Here is a 22,076-nt window from a genome sequence, read left to right on the forward strand (position 1 = left end):
TGAAATTTTTAACCCGACAGAAGCTGTGAAATCAGTTTGTAAATCTTTTTAGGGACAACATGGACGCTATTCAGTCAGTACTGCTTGCTTTAATTCAGGGAATTACCGAGTTTTTACCTATTTCCAGCTCCGGTCATTTGATTCTACCAAGTGCTGTGCTTGGATGGCCTGATCAGGGGCTGGCTTTTGACGTGGCCGTACACGTTGGATCACTGCTCGCAGTGGTGGGCTACTTTCGGCACGATATTATCCAGTTGATTACCGCCTGGTTCAGCAGTTTTAAAACAGGGCAGACCGAGAATAGCCGATTGGCCTGGTATGTCATCTGGGCGACGGTTCCAGCAGGCTTGTGCGGTCTGATTTTTAATGATTTTATTGAAGAAAACCTGCGTTCGGTCCTGGTGATTGCTGGCACGACCATTATTTTTGGCGCGGCGCTGGGTTGGGCAGACTGGTCTGGCAAGCGCAGCATTGAATTGTCAAAAATGTCGCTGAAGCAGGCCCTGTTGGTTGGTTGTGCGCAGGCCCTTGCCTTGATTCCTGGGACATCTCGATCTGGAATTACGATCACTGCGGCACTGGCACTGGGGTTGACTCGTCAGGCAGCAGCCCGGTTTTCTTTTTTGCTGTCCATTCCCATTATTTCCCTAAGTGGCGGGTTTAAAACGCTTGAGCTTTTAGAACACGAAACAATTCCCTGGGCAAATTTGCTCATCGGTGTGGTGGTGGCGGCGACCAGTGCTGCTCTGTGTATCCATCTGTTTTTAAAGTGGATCGACCGGATTGGTATGTGGCCATTTGTGGCTTATCGTTTTCTGCTGGGGTTTGTCCTGCTGTTTATTGCCCTGGGTTAATGCCTTGTGAGTGCTAGGTTTTTATCACCTTACAGCTTTAGGTGGTGGCTTGAAGCGTGCGTCATCAGCAATCTATACATGGGGGTAAATGTTTAGCGGGGCAAATCAGTCGAGAAGACAATCGCAAGTGGAGTGAGTCAGGAGTGAAGCAAATCCTGTAAACCCTTGTTTATCAGTAAAGGCGGAGTATATGAAAGACATAGCATTTTTGGGGCTTGGGGTCATGGGATACCCTATGGCCGGACACCTGCAGGCCGCCGGCTATTCTGTCACTGTTTATAATCGCACTTCCTCTAAAGCCCAGCGATGGGTTGAAGAGCATCAGGGCCAGTCAGCTGCCACTCCAGCTTTGGCTGCAAAAGGGGCGGATATCGTCTTTGTTTGTGTTGGTAATGACGACGATCTCCGGCAGGTTGTTGCAGGCCCCGAAGGCGCTGTGCACGGCATGAAGTCGGGTGCTGTTTTGGTGGACCATACCACCGCCTCAGCAACCGTTGCCAGAGAGCTCAGCGCTGTGTTGCAGGACAAGGGGTGTCAGTTTCTGGATGCGCCGGTATCCGGCGGTCAGCAGGGGGCTGAAAATGCAGCCTTAACGGTTATGATGGGGGGGGATGAAATCGTCTTCGGGCAAGTGAAGCCCATTGTTGATGTGATGGCCCGTTCGGTGCAGTTGTTGGGGCCTGTCGGTAGTGGCCAGCTGTGTAAAATGGTGAACCAAATCTGTATCGCGGGTTTGGTTCAAGGGTTGGCCGAAGGCTTACACTTTGCAGAACAGGCCGGGCTGGACGGCAAAAAAGTGGTTGAGGTTATTAGTAAGGGCGCGGCGCAATCTTGGCAGATGGATAATCGCCATGAGACCATGCTGGCTGGTGAGTACGAGCATGGTTTCGCCGTTGACTGGATGCGCAAGGACTTGTCCATTGTACTCGATGAGGCACGACACAACAGTTCCCGGCTGCCTGTGACGGCACTGGTGGATCAGTTTTACGGCGATGTACAGAACATGGGCGGTGGTCGTTGGGATACATCCAGCCTGCTGGCCAGGTTAACGCCAGAGTCATCATCGGAAAAATAACTTCTGCGCGATAATTGTCACGTGATTGACGTGCGGATTGATTTTTTGTCCGAAAATAATCTGATTTCAGCAAGGTGCTTTAGAGCCCAGATCGGAATACGCATTTTATAGAGAGAACACCATTGAATACGACCGAATTTAATCAGCAGTTGCTCGACTTTCTGGCAGAATCCCCAACCCCTTTTCACGCGGTGAAAGCCATGTCCAGCAGATTGGAGGTGAAGGGGTTTACGCGATTGCTGGAATCCGAGAAGTGGTCGCTGGAGGCGGGGAAGCGTTATTACTTCTGCCGCAATGACTCGTCCATTATTGCGTTCATCTACGGGGCTGAGTCCCTGGTAGAAGACGGTATCCGTATGGTGGGCGCGCATACGGACAGCCCGTGCTTGAAGGTCAAGCCGCAACCGGAAGTGACTCAACAGGGCTATTACCAGTTGGGTGTTGAAACCTATGGAGGTGTGCTGTTGAACCCTTGGTTTGACCGCGATTTATCCTTGGCTGGGCGTGTCACTTATCGAACTGTGACCGGAAAGGTGACCAGTAGTCTGCTGGATTTTAAGCGGCCAATCGCGGTTATTCCCAGCCTGGCGATTCATCTGGATCGCGAGGCCAACCAACAGCGTTCGATTAATGCGCAAACAGATTTGCCGCCGGTGCTGATGCAGGTGGAGGGCACTGACAAACCCGATTTCAGAGGGTTATTGGCTGAGGCTTTAACGGCGCAGGGAGTGCAGGATGTTGAGTCCGTGCTGGATTATGAATTGAGCTTTTATGACACACAAAAGCCGGCTTTGGTGGGCTTTAAAGAAGAGTTTATTGCCAGTGCCCGTCTCGACAATCTGCTGAGTTGCTTTATTGGCCTGCAAAGTATTCTGGAAGCCGATGGAAAGCAATCGGTGTTGTTGGTGTGCAACGATCATGAAGAGGTTGGCAGCCGCTCGGCTTGCGGTGCACAAGGGCCTATGCTGGATGATTTCTTAACCCGTCTTTTTACCGATCCAGAGTCCCGTCTACGTTGCATTGCCCAGTCCATGATGATTTCAGCGGACAACGCACACGGCATTCACCCTAATTACAGCAGTCGTCATGACGGTAATCATGGCCCGGTTTTGAACCAGGGGCCTGTTATCAAGAGCAATGCCAATCAGTCTTATGCGACCAACAGTGAAACATCGTCTGTATTCCGTCACTGGTGTGAGCAGTCTGATGTGCCGGTGCAGTCATTCGTGGTTCGAACAGACATGGCGTGTGGCAGCACAATCGGTCCTATTACGGCTTCCGAAGTGGGGGTGCGAACTTTGGATGTTGGTGTCCCTACCTTTGCCATGCACTCCATTCGCGAGCTGGCGGGGGTAGCTGACGCCCATGCTTTGTATCGGGTTCTGGTGACCTTTGCCCACTCTCCGGCTTCTGAGCTTGATACTCCACGGTGATTCAAGTCACATTGTGACGGCTGGGCTTAGGGGTATAATAGAGGGTCATAAGGACGTGGTTGTCTTTTAAGTCATCACTGTTTAGACGTAATTGTTTCGTCGTATCTGTTCCCTGATTGAGATATAGCATGCCCAATACCGAAATTCTTCCCCTGCTAAAGCAATTCAGTCCATTTGACGGGCTGGATGATGAATATGTTGAGCAGGTAGCGGCCCACAGCCAGCTGATTTCAGAGGATAAAGGCAAGCTCTTGTTCCGGCGGGGTAAAGCTGCGGACTATCGATTCTACCTTTTAGAGGGCAGTGTTGACCTGGTCGGGGCAAATTTCTCCACGGAAACCATCGACGCGGGCAGCGAGCGAGCCCGACAGACGCTGGCGGAGACTTCGCCGACTCAGGTGTCGGCGGTGGCCAAATCAGAAGTTACCTTACTGCAAGTAGAGGCGGACTTTCTGGATTTGGCCATGGTGTGGAGTCAGGTTTCTGGCGAAGCCCAGATAGACCCTGATTTTGATGAAGACGCTCTGGAGGGACCAGACCCGTTTTTTAACGAAGATCCGCTTTCTGGCCTGAATCTGTCCAAGGCCCATGTCGAAGTTGAGGAAAGTACGGGCGATTGGATGTCGGGGCTGTTTTCGTCGCTGCTGTTTTCCAAGGTGCCACCCGCCCACATTCAACAGTTGTTTACCTGCTTTGAGGCAATTGCCGTTAAGTCCGGTGATGAGATCATTAAAGAAGGCGAAACGGGCGATTATTTTTACGTGATTGACCGGGGACAGGCTCAGGTCAAAAATATGACCGGTCAGGTCAATGTTAAATTGGACGTCGGCCAATATTTTGGGGAAGAGGCTCTGGTGGCCGAGACTCCCCGCAATGCCACCGTCACCATGTTGACGCCGGGTGTGTTGATGCGCTTGGGCAAGGAGGACTTCACCCGTTTGTTGCACGAGCCGGTGCAGGAAGTCTTAACCTTCGAAGAGTATCAACAGCAGAAGGACAATTGCGTGTTACTGGATGTGCGAATGCCTTTGGAGTTCCGTTTTCGCCATGTGCCAGGGAGTCGTAACCTGCCGCTGATGTCATTACGTGATCGTTTGTTCGAGCTGGATAACCAGGTCAAGTATGCGGTCACAGACGACGGTGGTCGACGCAGCCATCTGGCGGCCTATTTATTGTGCCAGGCGGGCTTTGATGCCCGTATCCTGCAGGAATCTGAACATAACTATTCCAGTTGACTGAGTTGTCAAGCGCATGCGAAGTGGGCCGAATAACAGGCTTGTGCTCACAGCCGGCCTCGCCAGTGGAGCCCAAGTGCTGAAAATTTTCTTCCCGTGTTGAACGTTCTTTTATTATCGGCCTACGACGCCGATAGCCACAATCGCTGGCATCAGGGCTTGCGAGCCCAGTTCCCCCAGTATCAATGGACGCTGCTTACCTTACCGCCGCGTTACTTCAGTTGGCGAGTGCGTGGCAACAGCCTGTTCTGGGGCCTTGAGCAGCGGGCGTTGCTGGAGCGCCCCTACGACCTGCTGGTCACGACCTCGATGACGGACTTGTCCGCGTTGCGGGGGTTGGTGCCTGGTTTGGCCTCGGTTCCGACTCTGGTTTACTTCCATGAAAATCAATTTGCCTACCCCAGCAGTGCCAGCGCTCACCAGTCGGTTGAACCGCAAATGCTCAATGTGTATACGGCGCTGTGTGCGGATGCCATCGTCTTCAACACGGACTTTAATCGCCAGTCTTTCCTGGCGGGAACTCAAGAGCTGTTAAAGCGATTGCCGGACTACGTGCCTAAAGGGGTCGTTGAGCAGTTGGCGGCGCGGTCGTCGGTTTTGCCGGTGCCTTTGGAGGATGCTTGCTTTGAGCTTCCGGAGGTGGGCCTGCAGGACCAGCAGGCTCTGTGGCCTGCAGCGGGCAATGCAGGTTCGATTCGGCGTCCATTGCGGCTGCTGTGGGCGGCGCGCTGGGAATACGACAAAGGGCCGCAATTATTGTTGGCGATACTTAAGGAGTTGGAGCGCCGTGGGGTGGCGTTTCAGCTGTGTCTGTTGGGGCAAGGGTTTCGGCAATCGCCAGCGGAGTTTGATGAGATCCAGCAGAGTTTTTCAGGGCAACTTGTGCAGTTTGGCCACGAACCCGACGTTAAACGTTATCGGCAGTGGTTGGCATCGGCGGATGTGGTCCTGTCCACCGCGTTGCACGAATTTCAGGGGTTGGCGGTTCTGGAAGCCATGGCCGCAGGGTGCATACCGGTGTTGCCAAATCGCTTGTCTTATCCGGAAATCGTCTCAGACCGGTTTTTGTATGATGTGTCTGCAGACAATGTGGTCGATCAGGCGTGCAGGGCTGTTGAGCGTATAGTGGCTCTAACGGAAGAGCCCGGTGCGGACCTTAAGCAGGATGTCAGAGGGTGGGGATGGCAAGAGCAGAAAGAGCGTTATCGTCAATTGCTGGAGGGATTGGTATGATACCGCCTCCTGTGACTGCAGGGATCAACGTGCAGACCTGTCTCAGTCGCGAAAAGAATCCTTATCCAGCAGACAATGATTAGAGTAGATATGGCAAAGACACGAATTCTTACGGGTATTACCACCACGGGCAGCCCTCATCTTGGCAACTATGTCGGTGCCATTCGGCCGGCTATTGAAGCCAGTCAAAACGCGGACAATTTGTCGTTCTATTTTTTGGCGAATTACCACGCGCTGATCAAGTGTCAGGACCCGGAGTTGGTTCATCAATCGACCACGGAAATTGCGGCTACCTGGCTGGCGTTGGGGCTCAATACCGACAATGTCGTGTTCTATCGCCAGTCGGACATTCCTGAAATCACTGAATTGTGCTGGACCTTAAACTGCATGGCGGCCAAAGGCTTGATGAACCGTGCTCACGCTTACAAGGCGGCGGTAGCCGCAAATTTGGACGCGGGTGAAGACCCGGATTTTGGTGTGACCATGGGGCTCTACAGCTATCCGGTGTTAATGGCCGCCGACATTTTGATGTTCAATGCCAATAAGGTTCCGGTAGGCAAAGATCAAATCCAGCATGTGGAGATGGCTCGAGACATTGCGGCTCGTTTCAATCATCATTATGGTCAGCACTTTGCGTTGCCAGAGGCTGTTGTGGATGACAAGGTCGCTGTTCTGCAAGGGCTGGATGGCCGCAAAATGAGCAAGAGTTACGGCAACACCATTCCACTCTTTTTGACGGAAAAGCAGCTTAAAAAGCACATCAACAAGATCAAAACCAACTTGTTGGAGCCCGGCGAGCCCAAAGACCCGGACACCTCCACGGTCTTTCAGATCTGGCAGGCTTTTGCGACCGAAGAGCAAACCGCCGATATGCGCCAGGCATTTGTGGATGGTATTGCCTGGGGTGAGGCCAAGAAGCAGCTGTTTGAATTGGTCAACGGTGAGTTGGCGGAAGCGCGTGAGCGCTACAATGAACTGATGGGCAACCCCAAATTCATTGAGGAAAAGTTGCAGGAAGGGGCTGAAAAAGCGCGCTCATTCAGTGCCCCACTGATGACCCAGTGTCGCAAAGCGGTGGGTATTCGTCCGATCGGCTAAATCCGAGCTTTGCCTGAGCTCCGTGCGTTGAGCGTTGAATCAATCTGGCGCTGCCAGCGTTTTAGCGTTTGACTTCGTTGCGGGTCATTGAAAAAACAGCCCCCTCGCAGGGGCTGTTTTTTTTATGCCTGGCGATTAACCCTGTAACAGTTCGGGTCTTGCCAGTACGGTGGTCATGGCGGATGTCAGGGTGGTGAGTTCTTCATCGGTCATCACATAGGGCGGCATGACATACACCAGTTTGCCAAAGGGACGAATCCAGACGCCTTCGGCCATGAAGGCTTTTTGAATCTCCGTCATGATCACCGGCGATGTCATTTCGACCACACCAATGGCTCCGATGATGCGCACATCCTCGACATGGGCGTATTGCCGGCAGGGGGCCAGGCCTTCCGAGAGCAGAGATTCAATGCGTTGTATGTTGCTTTGCCAGTCCTGGTTCAACAGCAGTCGGGTACTGGCCAGTGCGGTTGCTGCCGCCAGGGGGTTGCCCATAAAGGTCGGTCCGTGCATAAATACGCCGGCCTCGCCACGGCAGATGCCGTCACTGATGCGATCATTGCACAGGGTGGCGGCCATGGTCATGTAGCCTCCCGTCAGGGCTTTACCCAGGCACAAAATATCGGGTTCGATCTGGGCGTGTTCACACGCAAACAGTTTGCCTGTGCGACCAAAGCCGGTAGCAATTTCATCGGCGATGAGCAGTACATCGTGTTTATCACACAGTCGACGCACCTGACGGAGGTACTCGGGTGGGTAAATGCGCATACCGCCGGCACCTTGCACGATGGGCTCCAGAATTACCGCGGCCAGTTGCTGATGGTGTTCTTCAATCAGTGATTGAAAGTTGGCGATGTACGCATCGTCCCATTTTGTCTGGTAGCCGCTGACGGGTGCGTCGGCAAACAAGTTCTGCATCAAATTGTCATTGAACAGGTGATGCATTCCGGTCACCGGGTCGCACACCGACATGGCCCCAAACGTGTCCCCGTGATAGCCGTTGCGCAGGCTCAGTAACTTGCTTTTCTGTGGCTGGCCCTGGCTGTGCCAAAATTGAATGGCCATTTTCATGGCGACTTCCACGGCCACCGAGCCGGAATCGGAAAAAAAGACCTTGTTGAGGCTGGCGGGGGTGATGTCGACCAAAAGTTGCGCCAGCTCGGCGGCCGGGGCGTGGGTCAGACCGCCGAACATGACGTGCGACATCTTGTCCAGTTGATCTTTGGCGGCCTGATTCAGGGTGTCGTGGTTGTAGCCGTGGATGGTGCACCACCAGGAGGACATGCCATCCAGTAATTGCGAGCCATCACTCAGTGTCAGTGTTGAGCCCTGGGCGGACGCTACCACGAAGACCGGAGGAGCCTCAATGAAGGAGGCATAAGGGTGCCAGACATGGGCTTGATCGATACTGATGATCTGGTTTTCCGGGATGGTCATGTGTGTCCCCTGTACTGAGAATGTCGTAGATTACGGATCAGGGCGACATTGTAGGCGGATAAGAGCCTAACGCAAGGCTGTGCGATCAGAGAGTGGTGTGAGCGTTGAGCGAACCAGGGCACCCCTCGGGCTCAGGACAGCTGTCAATAGGTGGCTGAGGGTGTGACACCTTTTTTAATAGCGGGATGCGGCTTCAAAAGAGTGCCCGGGATGTTCCCTGCCTCGTTTAAAATCCGTACAATGGCGGCCTTTAACGTGTCCTCATCTAACCGTGTCCGATTTATCTGGGTTTCATCATGTCCGAGTCTATTGATCGCAAGCAGCGGCTTGAATTTAACAAACTGCAAAAGCGCCTGCGCCGTAATGTGGGTAATGCCATCGTGGATTACAACATGGTGGAAGAGGGCGATGTGGTGATGGCCTGTATCAGCGGTGGCAAAGACAGTTTTGCCATGCTGGACATCCTGCTGAACCTGCAAAAAAATGCGCCGGTCAAGTTTGACGTGATCGCGGTCAATATGGACCAAAAGCAGCCCGGATTCCCGGAGCATGTGCTGCCGGAGTATTTTGAGTCCATAGGAGTCCCTTATTACATCGTGGACAAGGACACCTACAGCGTGGTGCGAGAAAAAATTCCCGAAGGGCAAAAGACCTGTGGGCTTTGCTCCCGCTTGCGCCGCGGAACCCTGTACGCCTTTGCGGAAAAGATCGGTGCCACCAAGTTGGCTTTGGGGCATCACATGGACGACATCGTCGAAACCCTGTTTTTGAACATGTTCCATGGCAGTCGCCTGAAGGCCATGCCGCCGAAGTTGCGCTCGGACGACCAGCGTAACGTGGTGATTCGCCCGCTGGCGTATTGTCGCGAATCTGACTTGATTGAGTACGCCAGTCACAAACAATTTCCAATCATCCCCTGTAACTTGTGTGGTTCTCAGGAAAATTTACAGCGCCAGGCCATCAAGAGCATGTTGCAGCAGTGGGAACAGAACGATGTGAGCCGGGTGGAGCGTATCTTCAAATCCTTGCAGAACGTCTCGCCCAGTCAGTTGGCAGATACCAATTTGTTTGATTTTGTGAACCTTCCTCTCGATCGCAGCGGTGAGAGAGCAGGGTATGACTACGATGAAGCCACCATCGGGGCTTCTAATGTAGGGGCTTCTATGTCTAATGAGGGCGCGTCTGCTTCTAATATAGGAGCAGACGAGACGAGTACATCGAATATGGCAGCTTCAACAATTCTCGGCCCGGTCAGTACCGGTTCGTCGTTCAGCTCCTCGGAAATGGCAAGCGGCGTGCAAATCGTCGATGCAATAGAGTTAAGTTAGCCTTAAGAATGACCTGTTTCACTTCCTGACTTTGGGTTTCTTGTAAATACTCAGGGGGACTGCTATTTCTTGATATGGACATCAATAAACGCACCACAGGCATCGCCGGCGAGCGAGTGGTGACAAGGAGAGAGAAGTATGGAAAAAGCCAAGGTGACAGCGGCTCTGCTGAAGACTTATGAAGTGATATATATTGATAAGTTTGCAGATGCCATCGAGGCCGAATTGGCAAGAGCCAGCTTGAAGGAACGCTTTCTCCTTAGTGATCGAAAATTGGAACTCATGTCCTGTGGCAAGCCCATTGTGGTGAAAAAGGGCGTTTCGTACGACGAAGCCTGCCGTTTTGATGAGGAAATCAAAAAGTCGGGAGGCATCTGCTGGATTCAGGAAAGCGCACCGGATGGCTTGTATCACGAACGCCGCAGTGAAAAACGCAGAGAATTGTCCGATCGAAGAGACCATTACCGCGGTTCTGCCATTTTACCGGATCGTCGAATGGGCATTGGGCGCCGCACGTCCGATAAAGGCCACTAGATCCTCTTCAAGCCCGAGTCTGTTAACGGCACGTGCCTCCTCACAATTCGGGCTTTCCACGCCGTAGCTTACAATCCACTCCTCTGAATTTAACCCTGCTGTGGCTCCACGGGTGTGGAAGTGACATTAGTTGTCCAGCATCAGGGTCATCTATCGTGGTTAAGCCGCAGTCGCCTGTTTTTTACCCCGCACAAATTGGTGGTAATGCTGGATGAATTCCTGAGTGCTGCCCCCGGTTCGGCGCTGATAGTGTCGCCACCAAAACTGAGCCAGTCCTTCGATGTCGGCAGCCTCGGGCAGGGGTTTTTGATGGCGGTAATAAATGAGCCAGGCAATGGCGGTGGTGTAGCGCAAGTTGGTTGCCAGTTCTGCGTGAGGGTGATCGAGGAATGCGTGCTGGCTGGCCAGCCCCCGGATGGTGGAGGCGAGAGGAGGGTTGTGGATCAGAAATTTATCCCAGATACGACGATGGGTAAGCGGGCGGATACGAAAAATGCCCATGCCTTTATTTTGGTCGTCTGCCAAATGAAAACCTAATCCGGATTCTTTCGCAGCCGTGCCCAATAACAGTTCTTCAGCGGCATCTGAATGGTGCCCCAAATGTTTCAATGTGGGGCGTATAACGAAAGTACGTAACTCTTCGGCGCAAATACCCATTGCGTTACCTCTAAAGCCGCTCACCCGATGGTGTTCGAAAAACCTCGTTGAACGCGGCTGGTCCTAAGCTGACGCTTTCCTTGCAATGCGTTCCTTTAATAAAGTAGTAGTATGCATTTCAGCGCAATTCCAGCATTCGTATAAATTTTAGTCGCTTAGATACGCTTCTTAATCATTTTTGAGAAAAAACAGGCCTAACTAACTTTAAGGCGTGACTCTACAGTCAGGCCCAGTGGCGCAATTGTTTTCTTTGTATTGGAAAAGCAGCAAAGTTTGTGCCTTAAGCGGGATGGTTGGTATGAAAATCCAGTGGTGCGGCAGCCTTGCCCCAAGGCTGAGGTAAAGTGTTTCTGCGGAAGATGGGCTTTTAGCGCAAGCGTTGAAGGCGGAAGCCTCGCCATTGAGTCATTAGTCATCAAAAGCAAGCAGGCTATAGACGGGAATGTTCGCCTCGACCAGGCGCTCACGGCCACCCAGGTTCGATAGATCAATAATGGTGGCGGCTTCCTGAACGTCACCGCCCTGGCGATGAATCAGCTGGGCCGCCGCCAGCAAGGTTTGACCGGTCGCCAATAGATCATCAATCAATAGGACGTTATCACCTCGGCTGATGGAGCCTTGCTGAATCTCGAGCTGGCCTTGAGAGTATTCGTATTGATAGTCGATACGGTCTACCTTTCCCGGCAATTTTCCGGCTTTCCGAATCAACAACAGTGGCAGGTTGAGGGCATAGGCCAGGTTGGAGCCCAGCAAAAAGCCGCGGGCTTCCAATGCTCCAATGTGAGTAATACCACTGTTCATGTAGCGCAACACCAGTGCGTCAGTGATTTGACGTGCGGTTTGTGGGTTGCGAAAGAGAGGGGTTATGTCCCGGAATTTGATCCCGGGAACAGGCCAATCCTGAATAATGGGGATGTGCGCTTTAAGCAGGAATTCATCAAATGCCATCAGGGAGCTTTCCGTCGGTGGAGTTTGGGGATGTCGTTAATGCCTGTTTGCCAAGATTCAGTCTCTGGCACCTTTCGGCTCAGACCGCCCTTATTTAAGCTTGGGTTGTCCTTGGTTGCGATCAGGCAGGACTTATTTAAGCATAGCCGTTTCTTGATTTACGATGGCATTCCATCGCGCGGAGTGCTCTGCCTCAGATTACCGATTGTAGTGGACCGGGATTTCGGTCGTATCTTTGACTTCTTCCATGACCACGTAGCTGGTGCAATCCTGCACCCCGGGTAGGGTTAACAGCGTTTCGCCATAAAATTTTCGGTATGAGCTCATGTCCGCCACCCGAGCCTTTATCAGGTAATCAAAGCTGCCGGAGACGAGGTAGCACTCCTGGATTTCCGGCAGGGCGATGGCGGCTTCCCGAAAGGCCTCAAAGGTATCCTGGGCTGTGCGCAACAAACTGATCTGCACAAATACAACCAGCCCGGCAGACAGATAGTCCGGATTTATAAGGGTGGTATAGCCTTTGATGACACCGTCACGTTCAAGCCGTTTCACCCTTTCCTTGCAGGGGGTTGGGCTCAGACCCACTTTGCGCGAGAGCTCTGCAAAGCTGGTGCGGCCGTTCTTTTGAAGGACCCGAATAATATTTTTATCAAGAGTATTAAGCTTTTCCATGTGGTCAGCCAAAAGTAGTGATTATTGGCTTTATTATAGTTGAATCGACTCATAAATCACAAATTTAAGACGATCACTTAAGTTAATGCTCTCTAATATAGCTATATCGGTTGCAGCCAAACAGGCTTCATTCAGTGAGAGCTGGCGATCACCGGTAACAATAGTTGTCTTTGATGAATAAAAGTAATTAACGGAGAATCACCATGTTGATCGGCGTCCCTAAAGAAATCAAAAACCATGAATACCGTATTGGATTGACACCTGCCAGCGTCAGAGAGCTGACCGAGCGCGGGCATCAAGTCATTGTTGAAACCCAGGGTGGTGCAGGTATTGGGTTTGATGATGAGGCGTATGTGGCTGCTGGGGCCAAGATTATCGAGACTCCGGAAGAGATCTTCGCCACAGCGGACATGATCGTCAAAGTGAAAGAGCCTCAGCCTCATGAGTGCCGCCAATTGCGTGAAGGACAATTGCTGTTTACCTATCTGCACCTTGCGGCAGACCCTGAGCAAGCTAAGTTACTGGCTGAATCCGGAGCCAGCTGTGTGGCTTATGAAACGGTCACTGATGCGGTGAATGGTTTGCCTTTGCTGGCCCCAATGTCGGAAGTTGCTGGTCGTCTGTCCGTTCAGGCCGGTGCCTATCACCTGCAAAAAGCACAGGGCGGAATGGGCGCTCTGCTCGGTGGCGTTCCCGGTGTAGCTCCCGCCAAAGTTCTTGTGATCGGTGGCGGCGTAGTGGGTACCCAGGCTGCCATGATGGCGGTGGGTCTGGGCGCGGAAGTGACCTTGCTGGATCGCTCGTTACCGCGTTTGCGTCAATTGGATACCGAATTTGCCGGCCGGGTGAAATGTGTTTATTCCAGTTCTGAATCTATTGAGTCCTATGCGTTAGAAGCTGACCTGGTGATCGGCGCTGTGTTGATTCCCGGGGCCGCCGCGCCCAAGCTGTTAACCCGTGATTTAATCAGCCGTATGAAGCAGGGTTCTGTGGTAGTGGATGTGGCTATTGATCAGGGCGGCTGTTTCGAAACGTCTGTCGCCACCACTCATCAGGACCCCACCTATGTGGTTGACGGTGTGATTCACTATTGTGTGGCAAACATGCCAGGTGCGGTAGCCCGTACTTCTACGATGGCGCTGACAAATGCGACCCTGCCGTTTGTCATTGCTCTGGCGGATCAAGGCGTAGAAAAAGCCGTTGCAACCAACCCGCATCTGCTGGCGGGGCTGAATATTTACCAGGGCAAAGTAACCTGTGAAGCGGTCGCCCAGGCGTTAAATTTGGATTATGTTCACCCTGCAGCCGCTCTGCCACAAACCGTCCAGGCAGCTATGGCCAGCTAAGTGATGATCGTTTTTTAAACGATCGCAGTTGAATTCCTTACCTGTGGGATAACCCACGTTCTTTGTGCCGGCATTTATGCCGGCTTTTTTGTGTCTGTGTGTTTTAATAGACGACATTGATTGCACCGGGGTCGTCGGGATCCTATCTGGGGGCCTGGGGTGATACAGTGTGGTCGGGAGTCACTTGCAGGGTCCAACTGCTTGTAAAAAGGGGATGCTGCCTGGGGGCAGGTGACTGATGTCTATGATGGGCTGGCTGATAGCGCTGGGCGGCCGTAAACTAGCTTAGAAAGCCAGAGACAATTTTGATGGGGCGTTCAAATCCGTTTTTTCAGGGGATCTCTTATCGACTTGCAAAAGTCGGGGTGATACTGGCCTTTGTCATTGGTTTTGCCATGAGCTCCGTGCAGCTCTATCTGGATTTTCAATCTCAGGAAAGTCAGCTGGATCAACTCATCGCGCAGGTGGTTGAGGTGGCAGCCCCCCCGGCGACTCGGGCGGTGCACACACTGGATGATGATCTCTCGGCGGAAGTCGTCAATGGGATGCTGGCTTACGATTTTATTTTCGACGTGGCCATCCTGGACGAATTGGGCAACATCCTGGCCCAGGGGCAGAAAGCCCGACAGAAAATGCCCGCCGACTGGCTGACCCAACATTTTATTCAGGGTAGTAAAAGTTATTCCGCCAGGCTGATCCTGCCCGGCTACGATGAGATCGGTAATCCATCAGCCGTTTTTTTGGGGGCCGCCGCAGGCAACGTGTCCCAGTCAGGTCCGGTTGCAGCGGCACAGGGTGCCAGCCCCCAATCGACCTGGGCTAAATCGGGTGTTATTACTTTTAAAGTTGACTTAAATACCGTTCTGGGCACCTTTTACCAGCGTTCAACACTCGTTATTTTGAGCGGCATGTTGCGTAACGTTCTGCTGGTGTTGTTGCTGTTTGTGGCCTTTTTCTATTTGTTGGCGAATCCGCTGATTCAAATGGCCCGGGAGTTCCGGGAAATTCGTCTCGACAGGCCCGGAGCCAAGCGTATAACCGTCCCCCATCCGGAGCGGATGGATGAACTGGCCTTACTGGCCAGGTCCAGTAATCAAATGCTGGATGCGATTGAAGAAACCTTCTCCAAGCGACTGGAAGTAGAAAAGGCTCTGCGGGACAGTGAAGAGTCCATACGCCTCATCATCAATGAGTTACCGGCTATGGTGGGGGTGCGACACACGGACGGGTGCATCGAGTTTGCCAATCAGAATATGGCTGAATTCTTTGGTCACACGACCGATACGATACCCGGGACCAATGTTTTGAATTTTGGCTTGGGTGCCGGACACTCGATCAATCGTTATCGGGTCTTGGAAGGGCAGCCGAACTTTAAAAATGAAGTGGCCGGTGAATTTGAGGGCTACTCCAGGGATGCACAAGGTGACTTGAGGTACTTGCAAGGCCACATGAAGCCCATTGTCATGCAGGGCGAGACGTTCGTATTAATGGTGGCCAACGACATTACGGCTCGTAAAGAAGCCGAAGAAAAAATGGAGCACATGGCTTACCACGATGCTTTGACGAACCTGCCAAATCGTGTCCATCTGGTTGAGCGGTTGGAGCATGAAATTCTACGGGCGCGCCGACATCATTACTGCGGGGCGGTTTTGTTTATTGATCTTGATCATTTTAAAAACATCAACGACTCGCTGGGGCACCCGGTGGGAGATCAGGTGCTTAAACAAGTCGCTGCCAGGTTGAGGAATGCCGTTCGTAAAGAAGATCTGGTGGCCCGCCTGAGCGGTGATGAATTTGTGGTCGTACTGACGGTGTTAGGCGACGATCTGGATTCGGCGGGTCTGAAAGCGGGTGAAATTGCCGATCATATCCGCAAGCAAATCTCCGAGCCTTACCCCTACCATGACATTAAACTTCATGTTTCTTGCAGTGTCGGCATTGTCGTGTATTCAGACAGTGAAAATTCGGTTCATGAATTGCTGCGGTTTGCCGATACCGCGATGTACCAGGTGAAAGCGCAGGGCCGCAATGCCATTGAATTTTTTAACCTGGGCATGGCCGATAAAGTCTCACATCAGTTGAAACTGGAGAGTGAGTTGCATAAGGCGCTGGATGAATGTCAGTTTGAGCTGTATTTCCAACCCAAAATCGAGTTGTCCTCGGGCCATATTATGGGGGCCGAAGCCCTCTTGCGCTGGAATCACCCGGAGCGCGGCCTGGTGTCTCCCGGAGAGTTTATTCCGGTTTTGGAAGGCTCAGGCTTGATGATCGATGTTGGGCAATGGGTCATAGAAGAGGGCTGCAGGACGCTTCAGCAGCTGGATCAAATGGGCGGTTGGCAGGCTGGCATGCAATTGAGCCTGAATGTCAGTTCTCGGCAATTCCGCGGACAACATTTCGTGGACACCGTGACCCGTATTCTTGAGGAGTATCCTATCCCGGCCAACAGCCTGGACCTGGAGATTACCGAAAGCGTCATTATTCAGAGTATCGAGGACACCATTGCGACCATGTCCACCCTGTCCTCTATGGGGATCAGCTTTTCCCTGGATGATTTTGGCACGGGGTATTCGTCCATCAGTTATTTGAAACGTTTGCCGGTTAGTACGTTAAAAATCGATTACAGTTTTATCCGGGATATTGTGGAGGATCGTAATGACAGGGTGCTGGCAGAAACCATCGTCACCATGGGGCAGTTACTGGATCTGTCCGTAGTCGCAGAGGGTGTGGAAGAGAAGAGCCAACTCGACATTCTGGCGGCGTTTGGTTGCGACTACTATCAGGGATTTTATTTCAGCAAGCCCGTGCCGCTGGCTCAATTTCATGCCTTGTTGGAGGTCAGGCAACCAGTGGCTCTTGAAGTTTGAGGGGGTTGACCCGGTTACCGTTTCTGACGAGCTGGCCAAGTATAAGTTTGCTGAAGTGCTGCTTGAAGGACCGGTGGGCGTGATTACACATCAACGGTCACGATAAATGCGTGGTCATTTGATGCCTGCCAGGCTCGATACGGCTAGAGATTAAAGAGCTTGGCGAGCAGCACCGGCACAGCCGTTTCTACTCGTAAAATCCTCGGCCCCAAATGAATGGTTTTGCATCCAGCCTGATTGAGCTTGTCAATTTCATAGTCGATAAACCCGCCTTCCGGTCCGATGACGAGAACCGTTTCCTGGTTACTTGCTTGGGGGCAGGGAACCGCCTGCTTGGGGTGAGCCACGAGTGCCCGCTTGCCCTGGCAGAGCCCGGGTAATTCATCTTCGACAAACGGTTTGAAGCGTTTGATCAGGCGCACAGAGGGGAGAGTAGTATCTACCCCTTGTTCCAGCCCCAGAATCAGTTGTTCGTTGATTTTCTCTTCCGTCAACCACGGTGTTTGCCAGTAACTTTTTTCTACGCGGTAACTGTTGATCAGAATCAGTTCTTTTACGCCCATGGTGGCAATGGTTTGAAAGATGCGTTTCAACATCTTGGGCCTGGGCAAGGCAACGACCAGCGTCAGTGGCAGTGGCGGCGGGGCAGGTTGATCCACATGGACGCTAAGCTCGATCCTCTGGCCATCAATCACGCTGACGATGGCGTCGCCTTGCAGGCCATTGATGAGACCTACCCGGACCTGACTGCCGGGACTGACTTTGTGAATCTCCATAAGGTGGGTGTATCGGCGATCACACACCATGGCGGTGGTAGGGTTGATAAAATCTTGTGCTGTCAGTAATAGCAGGTTCATGATGCTTTTGCCTAAGTGGTAAGGGGCTATTATCCCGTAATTGCCTAGGTTATGAACAGGGCAGGCTGACTTCTTCCCGGTGGCCGGTTGAGAGATTGTGTAGAACTCGATAGAATCCTCTTCTGCTTTTGATGCCGGATGGCTGTATAAATATCAAGCAGTTACTGCACCTCTGTATTCCGCCCTTAGCTCAGCAGGATAGAGCGTCCCCCTCCTAAGGGGAAGGTCACAAGTTCGAATCTTGTAGGGCGGGCCAAAAACTCCTGAAAAATCAATGTATTATAAGGTTTTCTCGCGCCTTGAAAATTTGTAAAACGTCCATTTTTCTTCCATGCAGCCAATATGCAGCCACTTTGACTTCGTTTTATTGATGTTTTCGGGCTGTTGGACGGTTTTTCGTGTCTATGCAGTTGGCGGCAAATACCTTTTAATCTGCACCTTGCTTTTTGCTAATGTCAGCTCAAACGCACAGATGTCCAGTTTGCTTTTTGATTACAAACAGCGTTCTTTTATCGGTACGACTTTCAACGAAGTGGAATTAGATCATGATGTGGTTGAGAAATGTTCAGCACATGTGAATTGAAGTTTTGTGCGTACAGAGTAAAACTGAGCTGATTTGCTAAATTGCCGGAGGAAGTTCAATGAAATGGTATTCGCAAAAGAGTAAGTGCAAGTGGTTCCAGAGAGGTTGAAAACCCAGAGCTCAAAAAATATGCAATTCGAGTTTCAGGAAAACTGAAATGACGGGTCATGGTATTCGACCTTAATTAAATTAGCTGGATGAGTTGCGAGCTTTGGCAACGTCCTCCAGCTGTATGGTGCTACTCCTTACGTGTTACTAACTCTGGAGCCTGCCTTGATTCAATCCACTGCGTGATCGTGCTTTCATGCCAGCCGACAGAGCGACTGCCCGTCAGTTGCACCTGGTGTGGAAAATTACCCTTTGCTACCTCCGCATAGATGGTAGAGCGAGATAGCCCTGTCATGTGAATAACGTCTTTTACTCTCAGTATTTTGGCCGTCATAACCTTCTCCAAGTCCAGTATTGGTGGGAGCAATACTAGGAGGGCCGACTAGCAAGATACACGGTAAATTCCTTCAGGCTCTGACGTGGAAAGCTCCTAGTTCCGACATCGAGTTCAGTACTTCTTCTGTCCAGTGGTTTCAGTGTCACCAGTCTGGTGACACTGAAACCACTGGCTTTGGATTACTTCTGACGTCTAAATGTCGTAAGCAACGTGCGAAGCCCTCGTCACTGCCAACACGAAGTGGGGGGTAGTGACGAGGGCGGGAAGACCCGTAACCGCGAGGGTTTCCGGTCGAATTTATACATGCTGTATTAATTACGTCTAACTATACTGTCACCCGTTATCGCAAAACGGTTTCATACGCGGCCACAGCGGTAATGTGGATGAGGCGGTCGACCTCGCTATCGTAAATAGCAAAAACGGCATCCGCGTCTGCCGAGCTTAACTGACGCACAGCTTCGGCTGCAGCTCATCTTCAATGACTCGTCACTCACAGGGCTTACGTCCTTCCTTCAACCAGGCATTAGCCACTTCAACCCCGGCTCACAAGCAGCCGATCGTCTATTACGCCGTTCACTGAACGGGTTCTTTCAATCTGCGGACAGATGGTTCCGTCTTACTTAAAAGGAGGCAAAAACTCACCACAAAATGGGCTTTTCAGGCTCATGAGTTAGCGTGGCATTAGCCACTTCAACCCCGGCTAGTCAGTAGCCGATCATCCATTCTGCCGTTCAATGAACGGGTTATTTCAATCTGCGGACAGATGGTTCCGTCTTACTTAAACGGAGGTGAAAACTCACCATCAAGATGGGCTCGTCGAGCTCAGTGGTTGGCCTGGCGTTATCTTCATCAGAAGAGCCGTTGGGTTGCCTGTCATCAGGCATATGATTGTAAACGGGAGTAGTGCCCCGTGACTGTCTGCGGTTGCAGAGCTGGTTAGGCTGAGGCCTGCTGGTTGGTCAAAAACACTTACCTGACTGGATTCGCACTGTGAAAGACCTGAACTATCAATTGAAACAGCTGTGTCGGCGCAATCGCGATGGGAGCTACAGCACCCAAGTCAATAGGGTGTTTATTCTCCACCAAATCGCCAATCAACTGCACAGCCTGGGTTACCGAGGGATGACGACTCAGTCTCTGAAACCGAAACATGTGGACGCCTTGGTGGCACATTGGGTTGGCGAGCGAATGGCGGCTGGCACAATCAAAAATCGGATGAGTTGCTTGCGATGGTGGGCGGCTAAGGTGAATCGCCAGAATGTGGTGGCAAGATCTAATGCGTTCTACGGGATTCCGGATCGGCAGTTTGTCAGCAACGATTCCAAGGCCGTCTCGGTCAGCGATGAGACGCTGGCAAAAAGTATCCTACGACAGGGTCCGTATGAGCCTCCAACATCTCCTCCACGGCCACCAATGCCCGGGCATTGGCGATCCTGCGCCTGACGCGCTGGTTGACCCAGTGCGCCAAGGTGCGTCAGCAGAGCGGCCGTTTCAGCCGCAACCTCTACATTCTTCACGACGAACCCTTACCCCTGGTCGATGCGCTCTATCTGGATGAGACGTACATGGCGTTTGTGGAACAGGCCCAAACCCATCACCACGCGCGCGTGCGGCGGGTTGCCGAGGCGGTGTCCGACAGCCTGAATCTGGACATTCGGGAAGGACGCAGTCTGGGCGGGTTGGAGTCCGCGGTGGAGCGCCGGTTACAGGCGGCGCAGGTTTTGTCGGCGTCAACGGGAAAGCACGACACGGGCGGGCGTTATTTTACGTTTCAGGCGGCCGTCCTGCAGGGTCTGAAACCGTCTGTGGCGTCGGGGGAGGGCGGGAACCGACTTCAAAATTTAAAGGCGGCGGAAACACACTACAACGGTAGTAGTAGTTGTAAAAACCATTATAAAAAAACTACTACTACTACGACTACACAAAATCCGCGCGCGCGAGGGCGTGATTGTCTGGTGCCGCAGCGGCCAGAAAATTCACCGACACCGACACCGACACCGACACCGACACCGACACCCACAGCCCTGATCTACCCACCGCGTTTGTCGGAGAATCAAACACACTTGGCCGATCGGTACCTGGCCATGCTCGCACCGGAAGACCGGCAACCGGTACTCGATGAGTTGCAGGGGCGGTTGGAGTCCGAGCACAAGGGCATGAAGCCGGTGTACGACGAGTTGCGATTTTTGCATTCACTGTGCAAGTCGGCCGAACTGGGTGAATTTGTGCCGAATCTGGGGATCAAGGTGGCTGAAGCTAGACGGGATCGTGTGCGGCACGTGCCGCCGTGCGAAGACGAGCCGCAAACCCTTCAGGATGCGCAGGCACACGCGAGCGCCAAAGCGTCGGGTGAGGAACAGTTGCAAAAATTACGGGCGTCGCTTGGGATGGACCGCAAGCCCTGAGCGGCGTCAGCTGTCGGCGGCTCCGGCGAACGCTGCCACTGTCACCACTGCGTATCCCTGGGTCCACTGTCACCACCGCGTGTCTCTGGTTCCACTGTCACCACTGCGTATCCCTGGTTCCACTGTCACCACTGCGTATCCCTGGTTCCACTGTCACCACCGCGTATCTCTGGTTCCACTGTCACCACCGCGTATCCCAGGTTCCACTGTCACCACTGAGCATTAGCCTTTCGGGTAAAGACATCACACGTCGACTGGATTTTGCGTGGAGCCCGCGCCTTCATCGTGAGTTCATAGGGCGTAGATTTTTCCGCTGTGGACACGAACCATGAGTTCAGACACTGACATCGATTTCGACACAATCCCACCGAGTGCGCACCTGGCCAGACCGGGTGGCTTGCAGGGTGACGTCTGGCTGACGCTGCAGACCTATCAGGCTCAGGCCTTGATTCGTGGGCGTCGGGCCGAGGAGGGTAAACCCGTCATCGTGGGGTTACTGGGGTTTGCCGAGCGCTTGCGAACCCTGTGGCAGGCCGCCCGGATGGACGACCCTTACGCCGATTGGTGGCTGCTGAAAGTGGAAGAGGGCATTGCCGGCAGTCGAGCCCAGTTGTGCCGATTGCAGCAGTTGCTGGAGGCGTTGATCGCCTCGGCGGAGGGACTGGAGGTGAGCATTGCCCACTCTGAGCGGCCTCAGCGGGTCTCGTTGCAGTTTGCCAACCCATACGCCTTTCGGGCCGCGCAGTTGCTGGCGGATTACGACCAGGTGGTGTGTACCGCGATGACTTTGCGGCACGTGGGCATGACGATTCCCGATGCACTCCTGGATCAACTCAAGGGCAGCGGTCGCTGGGTGCGCCGCGTGTTGGCGTTGCCACAGGGTTATCAAAGCTTGGGCATCAGCCGCAAGGACGTTGCGCAGGGAACGCCAAGTGTGAACCGGGCGCGGGAGCGGATGGGAGAGGTGCCGATGGAGGTCCTGCAGGGAGATCGATTACCGTCCCTGCGGCCGACGAAATTTCCACAGAGCGGAGAGCAGGACCATGACCCGCTGGTTGAGACATAACCG

18 protein-coding genes, 1 tRNA gene and 1 pseudogene are annotated in these 22,076 nt (G+C 52.8%); 14 read left to right on the plus strand and 6 right to left on the minus strand.

From position 1 onward, the window contains the following. Positions 1-59 precede the first annotated feature (59 nt). From G8770_RS16055 to G8770_RS16080, 6 genes are all read left to right on the plus strand, one after another. Complete coding sequence (locus G8770_RS16055) at positions 60-854, plus strand: undecaprenyl-diphosphate phosphatase (RefSeq protein WP_167189053.1); 795 nt, start codon at positions 60-62, stop codon at positions 852-854. A gap of 190 nt (positions 855-1,044) precedes the next feature. Then, positions 1,045-1,929, plus strand: a complete 885-nt coding sequence (locus tag G8770_RS16060; RefSeq protein ID WP_167189056.1) for an NAD(P)-dependent oxidoreductase — start codon at positions 1,045-1,047, stop codon at positions 1,927-1,929. Between the two features lie 122 nt (positions 1,930-2,051). Next, positions 2,052-3,362, plus strand: a complete 1,311-nt coding sequence (locus G8770_RS16065) for a M18 family aminopeptidase (RefSeq protein WP_167189059.1) — start codon at positions 2,052-2,054, stop codon at positions 3,360-3,362. Positions 3,363-3,490: 128 nt separating this feature from the next. Next, positions 3,491-4,597 (plus strand): cyclic nucleotide-binding domain-containing protein, encoded by a 1,107-nt coding sequence (locus G8770_RS16070; protein ID WP_167189062.1) that lies wholly within the window; start codon positions 3,491-3,493, stop codon positions 4,595-4,597. 96 nt (positions 4,598-4,693) lie between these two features. Then, the gene (locus G8770_RS16075; RefSeq protein ID WP_208022308.1) at positions 4,694-5,830 is read left to right on the plus strand and encodes a tRNA-queuosine alpha-mannosyltransferase domain-containing protein; all 1,137 of its coding nucleotides are present in this window, start codon (positions 4,694-4,696) and stop codon (positions 5,828-5,830) included. Positions 5,831-5,920: 90 nt separating this feature from the next. Next, the gene (locus tag G8770_RS16080; protein ID WP_167189065.1) at positions 5,921-6,928 is read left to right on the plus strand and encodes a tryptophan--tRNA ligase; all 1,008 of its coding nucleotides are present in this window, start codon (positions 5,921-5,923) and stop codon (positions 6,926-6,928) included. A gap of 135 nt (positions 6,929-7,063) precedes the next feature. On the opposite strand, the gene bioA is transcribed toward G8770_RS16080, so the two are convergent. Beyond that, on the minus strand, positions 7,064-8,365 hold the full coding sequence (gene bioA, locus G8770_RS16085) for an adenosylmethionine--8-amino-7-oxononanoate transaminase (RefSeq protein ID WP_167189068.1): 1,302 nt from the start codon (positions 8,363-8,365) through the stop codon (positions 7,064-7,066). A gap of 296 nt (positions 8,366-8,661) precedes the next feature. On the opposite strand from bioA, the pseudogene ttcA reads away from it, so the two are divergent. Together ttcA and G8770_RS16095 are read left to right on the plus strand one after the other, a co-directional pair. Then, a pseudogene (ttcA, locus tag G8770_RS16090) lies at positions 8,662-9,564 on the plus strand (tRNA 2-thiocytidine(32) synthetase TtcA); the annotation flags it as partial. A gap of 267 nt (positions 9,565-9,831) precedes the next feature. Continuing rightward, positions 9,832-10,227: a hypothetical protein gene (locus tag G8770_RS16095; protein WP_167189074.1), complete on the plus strand. Its 396-nt coding sequence runs from the start codon at positions 9,832-9,834 to the stop codon at positions 10,225-10,227. 159 nt (positions 10,228-10,386) lie between these two features. Here the strand turns inward: G8770_RS16095 and G8770_RS16100 are convergent, their stop codons facing one another. From G8770_RS16100 to G8770_RS16110, 3 genes are all read right to left on the minus strand, one after another. Further along, positions 10,387-10,884, minus strand: coding sequence for a hypothetical protein (locus G8770_RS16100; protein ID WP_167189077.1), 498 nt, complete (start codon positions 10,882-10,884; stop codon positions 10,387-10,389). A gap of 408 nt (positions 10,885-11,292) precedes the next feature. Then, positions 11,293-11,832, minus strand: coding sequence for an adenine phosphoribosyltransferase (locus G8770_RS16105; RefSeq protein WP_167189080.1), 540 nt, complete (start codon positions 11,830-11,832; stop codon positions 11,293-11,295). 198 nt (positions 11,833-12,030) lie between these two features. Beyond that, entirely contained in the window at positions 12,031-12,504 is a 474-nt protein-coding gene (locus G8770_RS16110; protein WP_167189082.1) for an Lrp/AsnC ligand binding domain-containing protein, read from the minus strand. Positions 12,505-12,707: 203 nt separating this feature from the next. Here G8770_RS16110 and ald point away from each other — a divergent pair, with 203 nt between their 5' ends. Both ald and G8770_RS16120 read left to right on the plus strand, forming a co-directional pair. After that, the gene (gene ald / locus G8770_RS16115) at positions 12,708-13,850 is read left to right on the plus strand and encodes an alanine dehydrogenase (protein ID WP_167189085.1); all 1,143 of its coding nucleotides are present in this window, start codon (positions 12,708-12,710) and stop codon (positions 13,848-13,850) included. Between the two features lie 308 nt (positions 13,851-14,158). Further along, complete coding sequence (locus G8770_RS16120) at positions 14,159-16,717, plus strand: putative bifunctional diguanylate cyclase/phosphodiesterase (RefSeq protein WP_167189088.1); 2,559 nt, start codon at positions 14,159-14,161, stop codon at positions 16,715-16,717. A 143-nt stretch (positions 16,718-16,860) separates the two neighbouring features. Here G8770_RS16120 and G8770_RS16125 read toward each other — a convergent pair whose 3' ends face one another. Further along, positions 16,861-17,574 (minus strand): 16S rRNA (uracil(1498)-N(3))-methyltransferase, encoded by a 714-nt coding sequence (locus tag G8770_RS16125; RefSeq protein ID WP_167189091.1) that lies wholly within the window; start codon positions 17,572-17,574, stop codon positions 16,861-16,863. Between the two features lie 179 nt (positions 17,575-17,753). Here G8770_RS16125 and G8770_RS16130 point away from each other — a divergent pair. Continuing rightward, positions 17,754-17,830 (plus strand) — tRNA-Arg (locus G8770_RS16130). Between the two features lie 565 nt (positions 17,831-18,395). Here G8770_RS16130 and G8770_RS16135 read toward each other — a convergent pair. Next, positions 18,396-18,599: a helix-turn-helix transcriptional regulator gene (locus G8770_RS16135; protein WP_167189094.1), complete on the minus strand. Its 204-nt coding sequence runs from the start codon at positions 18,597-18,599 to the stop codon at positions 18,396-18,398. A gap of 993 nt (positions 18,600-19,592) precedes the next feature. On the opposite strand from G8770_RS16135, the gene G8770_RS24690 reads away from it, so the two are divergent. The 3 genes from G8770_RS24690 (at position 19,593) to G8770_RS16150 (ending at position 22,073) form a co-directional block, all read left to right on the plus strand. Next, positions 19,593-20,045: a phage integrase N-terminal domain-containing protein gene (locus G8770_RS24690; protein ID WP_208022310.1), complete on the plus strand. Its 453-nt coding sequence runs from the start codon at positions 19,593-19,595 to the stop codon at positions 20,043-20,045. Further along, positions 20,027-21,007 carry a hypothetical protein gene (locus G8770_RS16145; RefSeq protein WP_208022311.1) on the plus strand — a complete coding sequence of 327 codons (981 nt, stop codon included), beginning with the start codon at positions 20,027-20,029 and terminating at the stop codon, positions 21,005-21,007. The genes G8770_RS24690 and G8770_RS16145 overlap by 19 nt, the downstream gene beginning before the upstream one ends. A gap of 328 nt (positions 21,008-21,335) precedes the next feature. Beyond that, positions 21,336-22,073 carry a PFL_4669 family integrating conjugative element protein gene (locus G8770_RS16150; RefSeq protein WP_167189100.1) on the plus strand — a complete coding sequence of 246 codons (738 nt, stop codon included), beginning with the start codon at positions 21,336-21,338 and terminating at the stop codon, positions 22,071-22,073. The last annotated feature ends 3 nt before the right edge of the window (positions 22,074-22,076 follow it).

The organism is Pseudomaricurvus hydrocarbonicus (genome assembly GCF_011602365.1).
Lineage (GTDB): Bacteria > Pseudomonadota > Gammaproteobacteria > Pseudomonadales > Cellvibrionaceae > Pseudomaricurvus > Pseudomaricurvus hydrocarbonicus.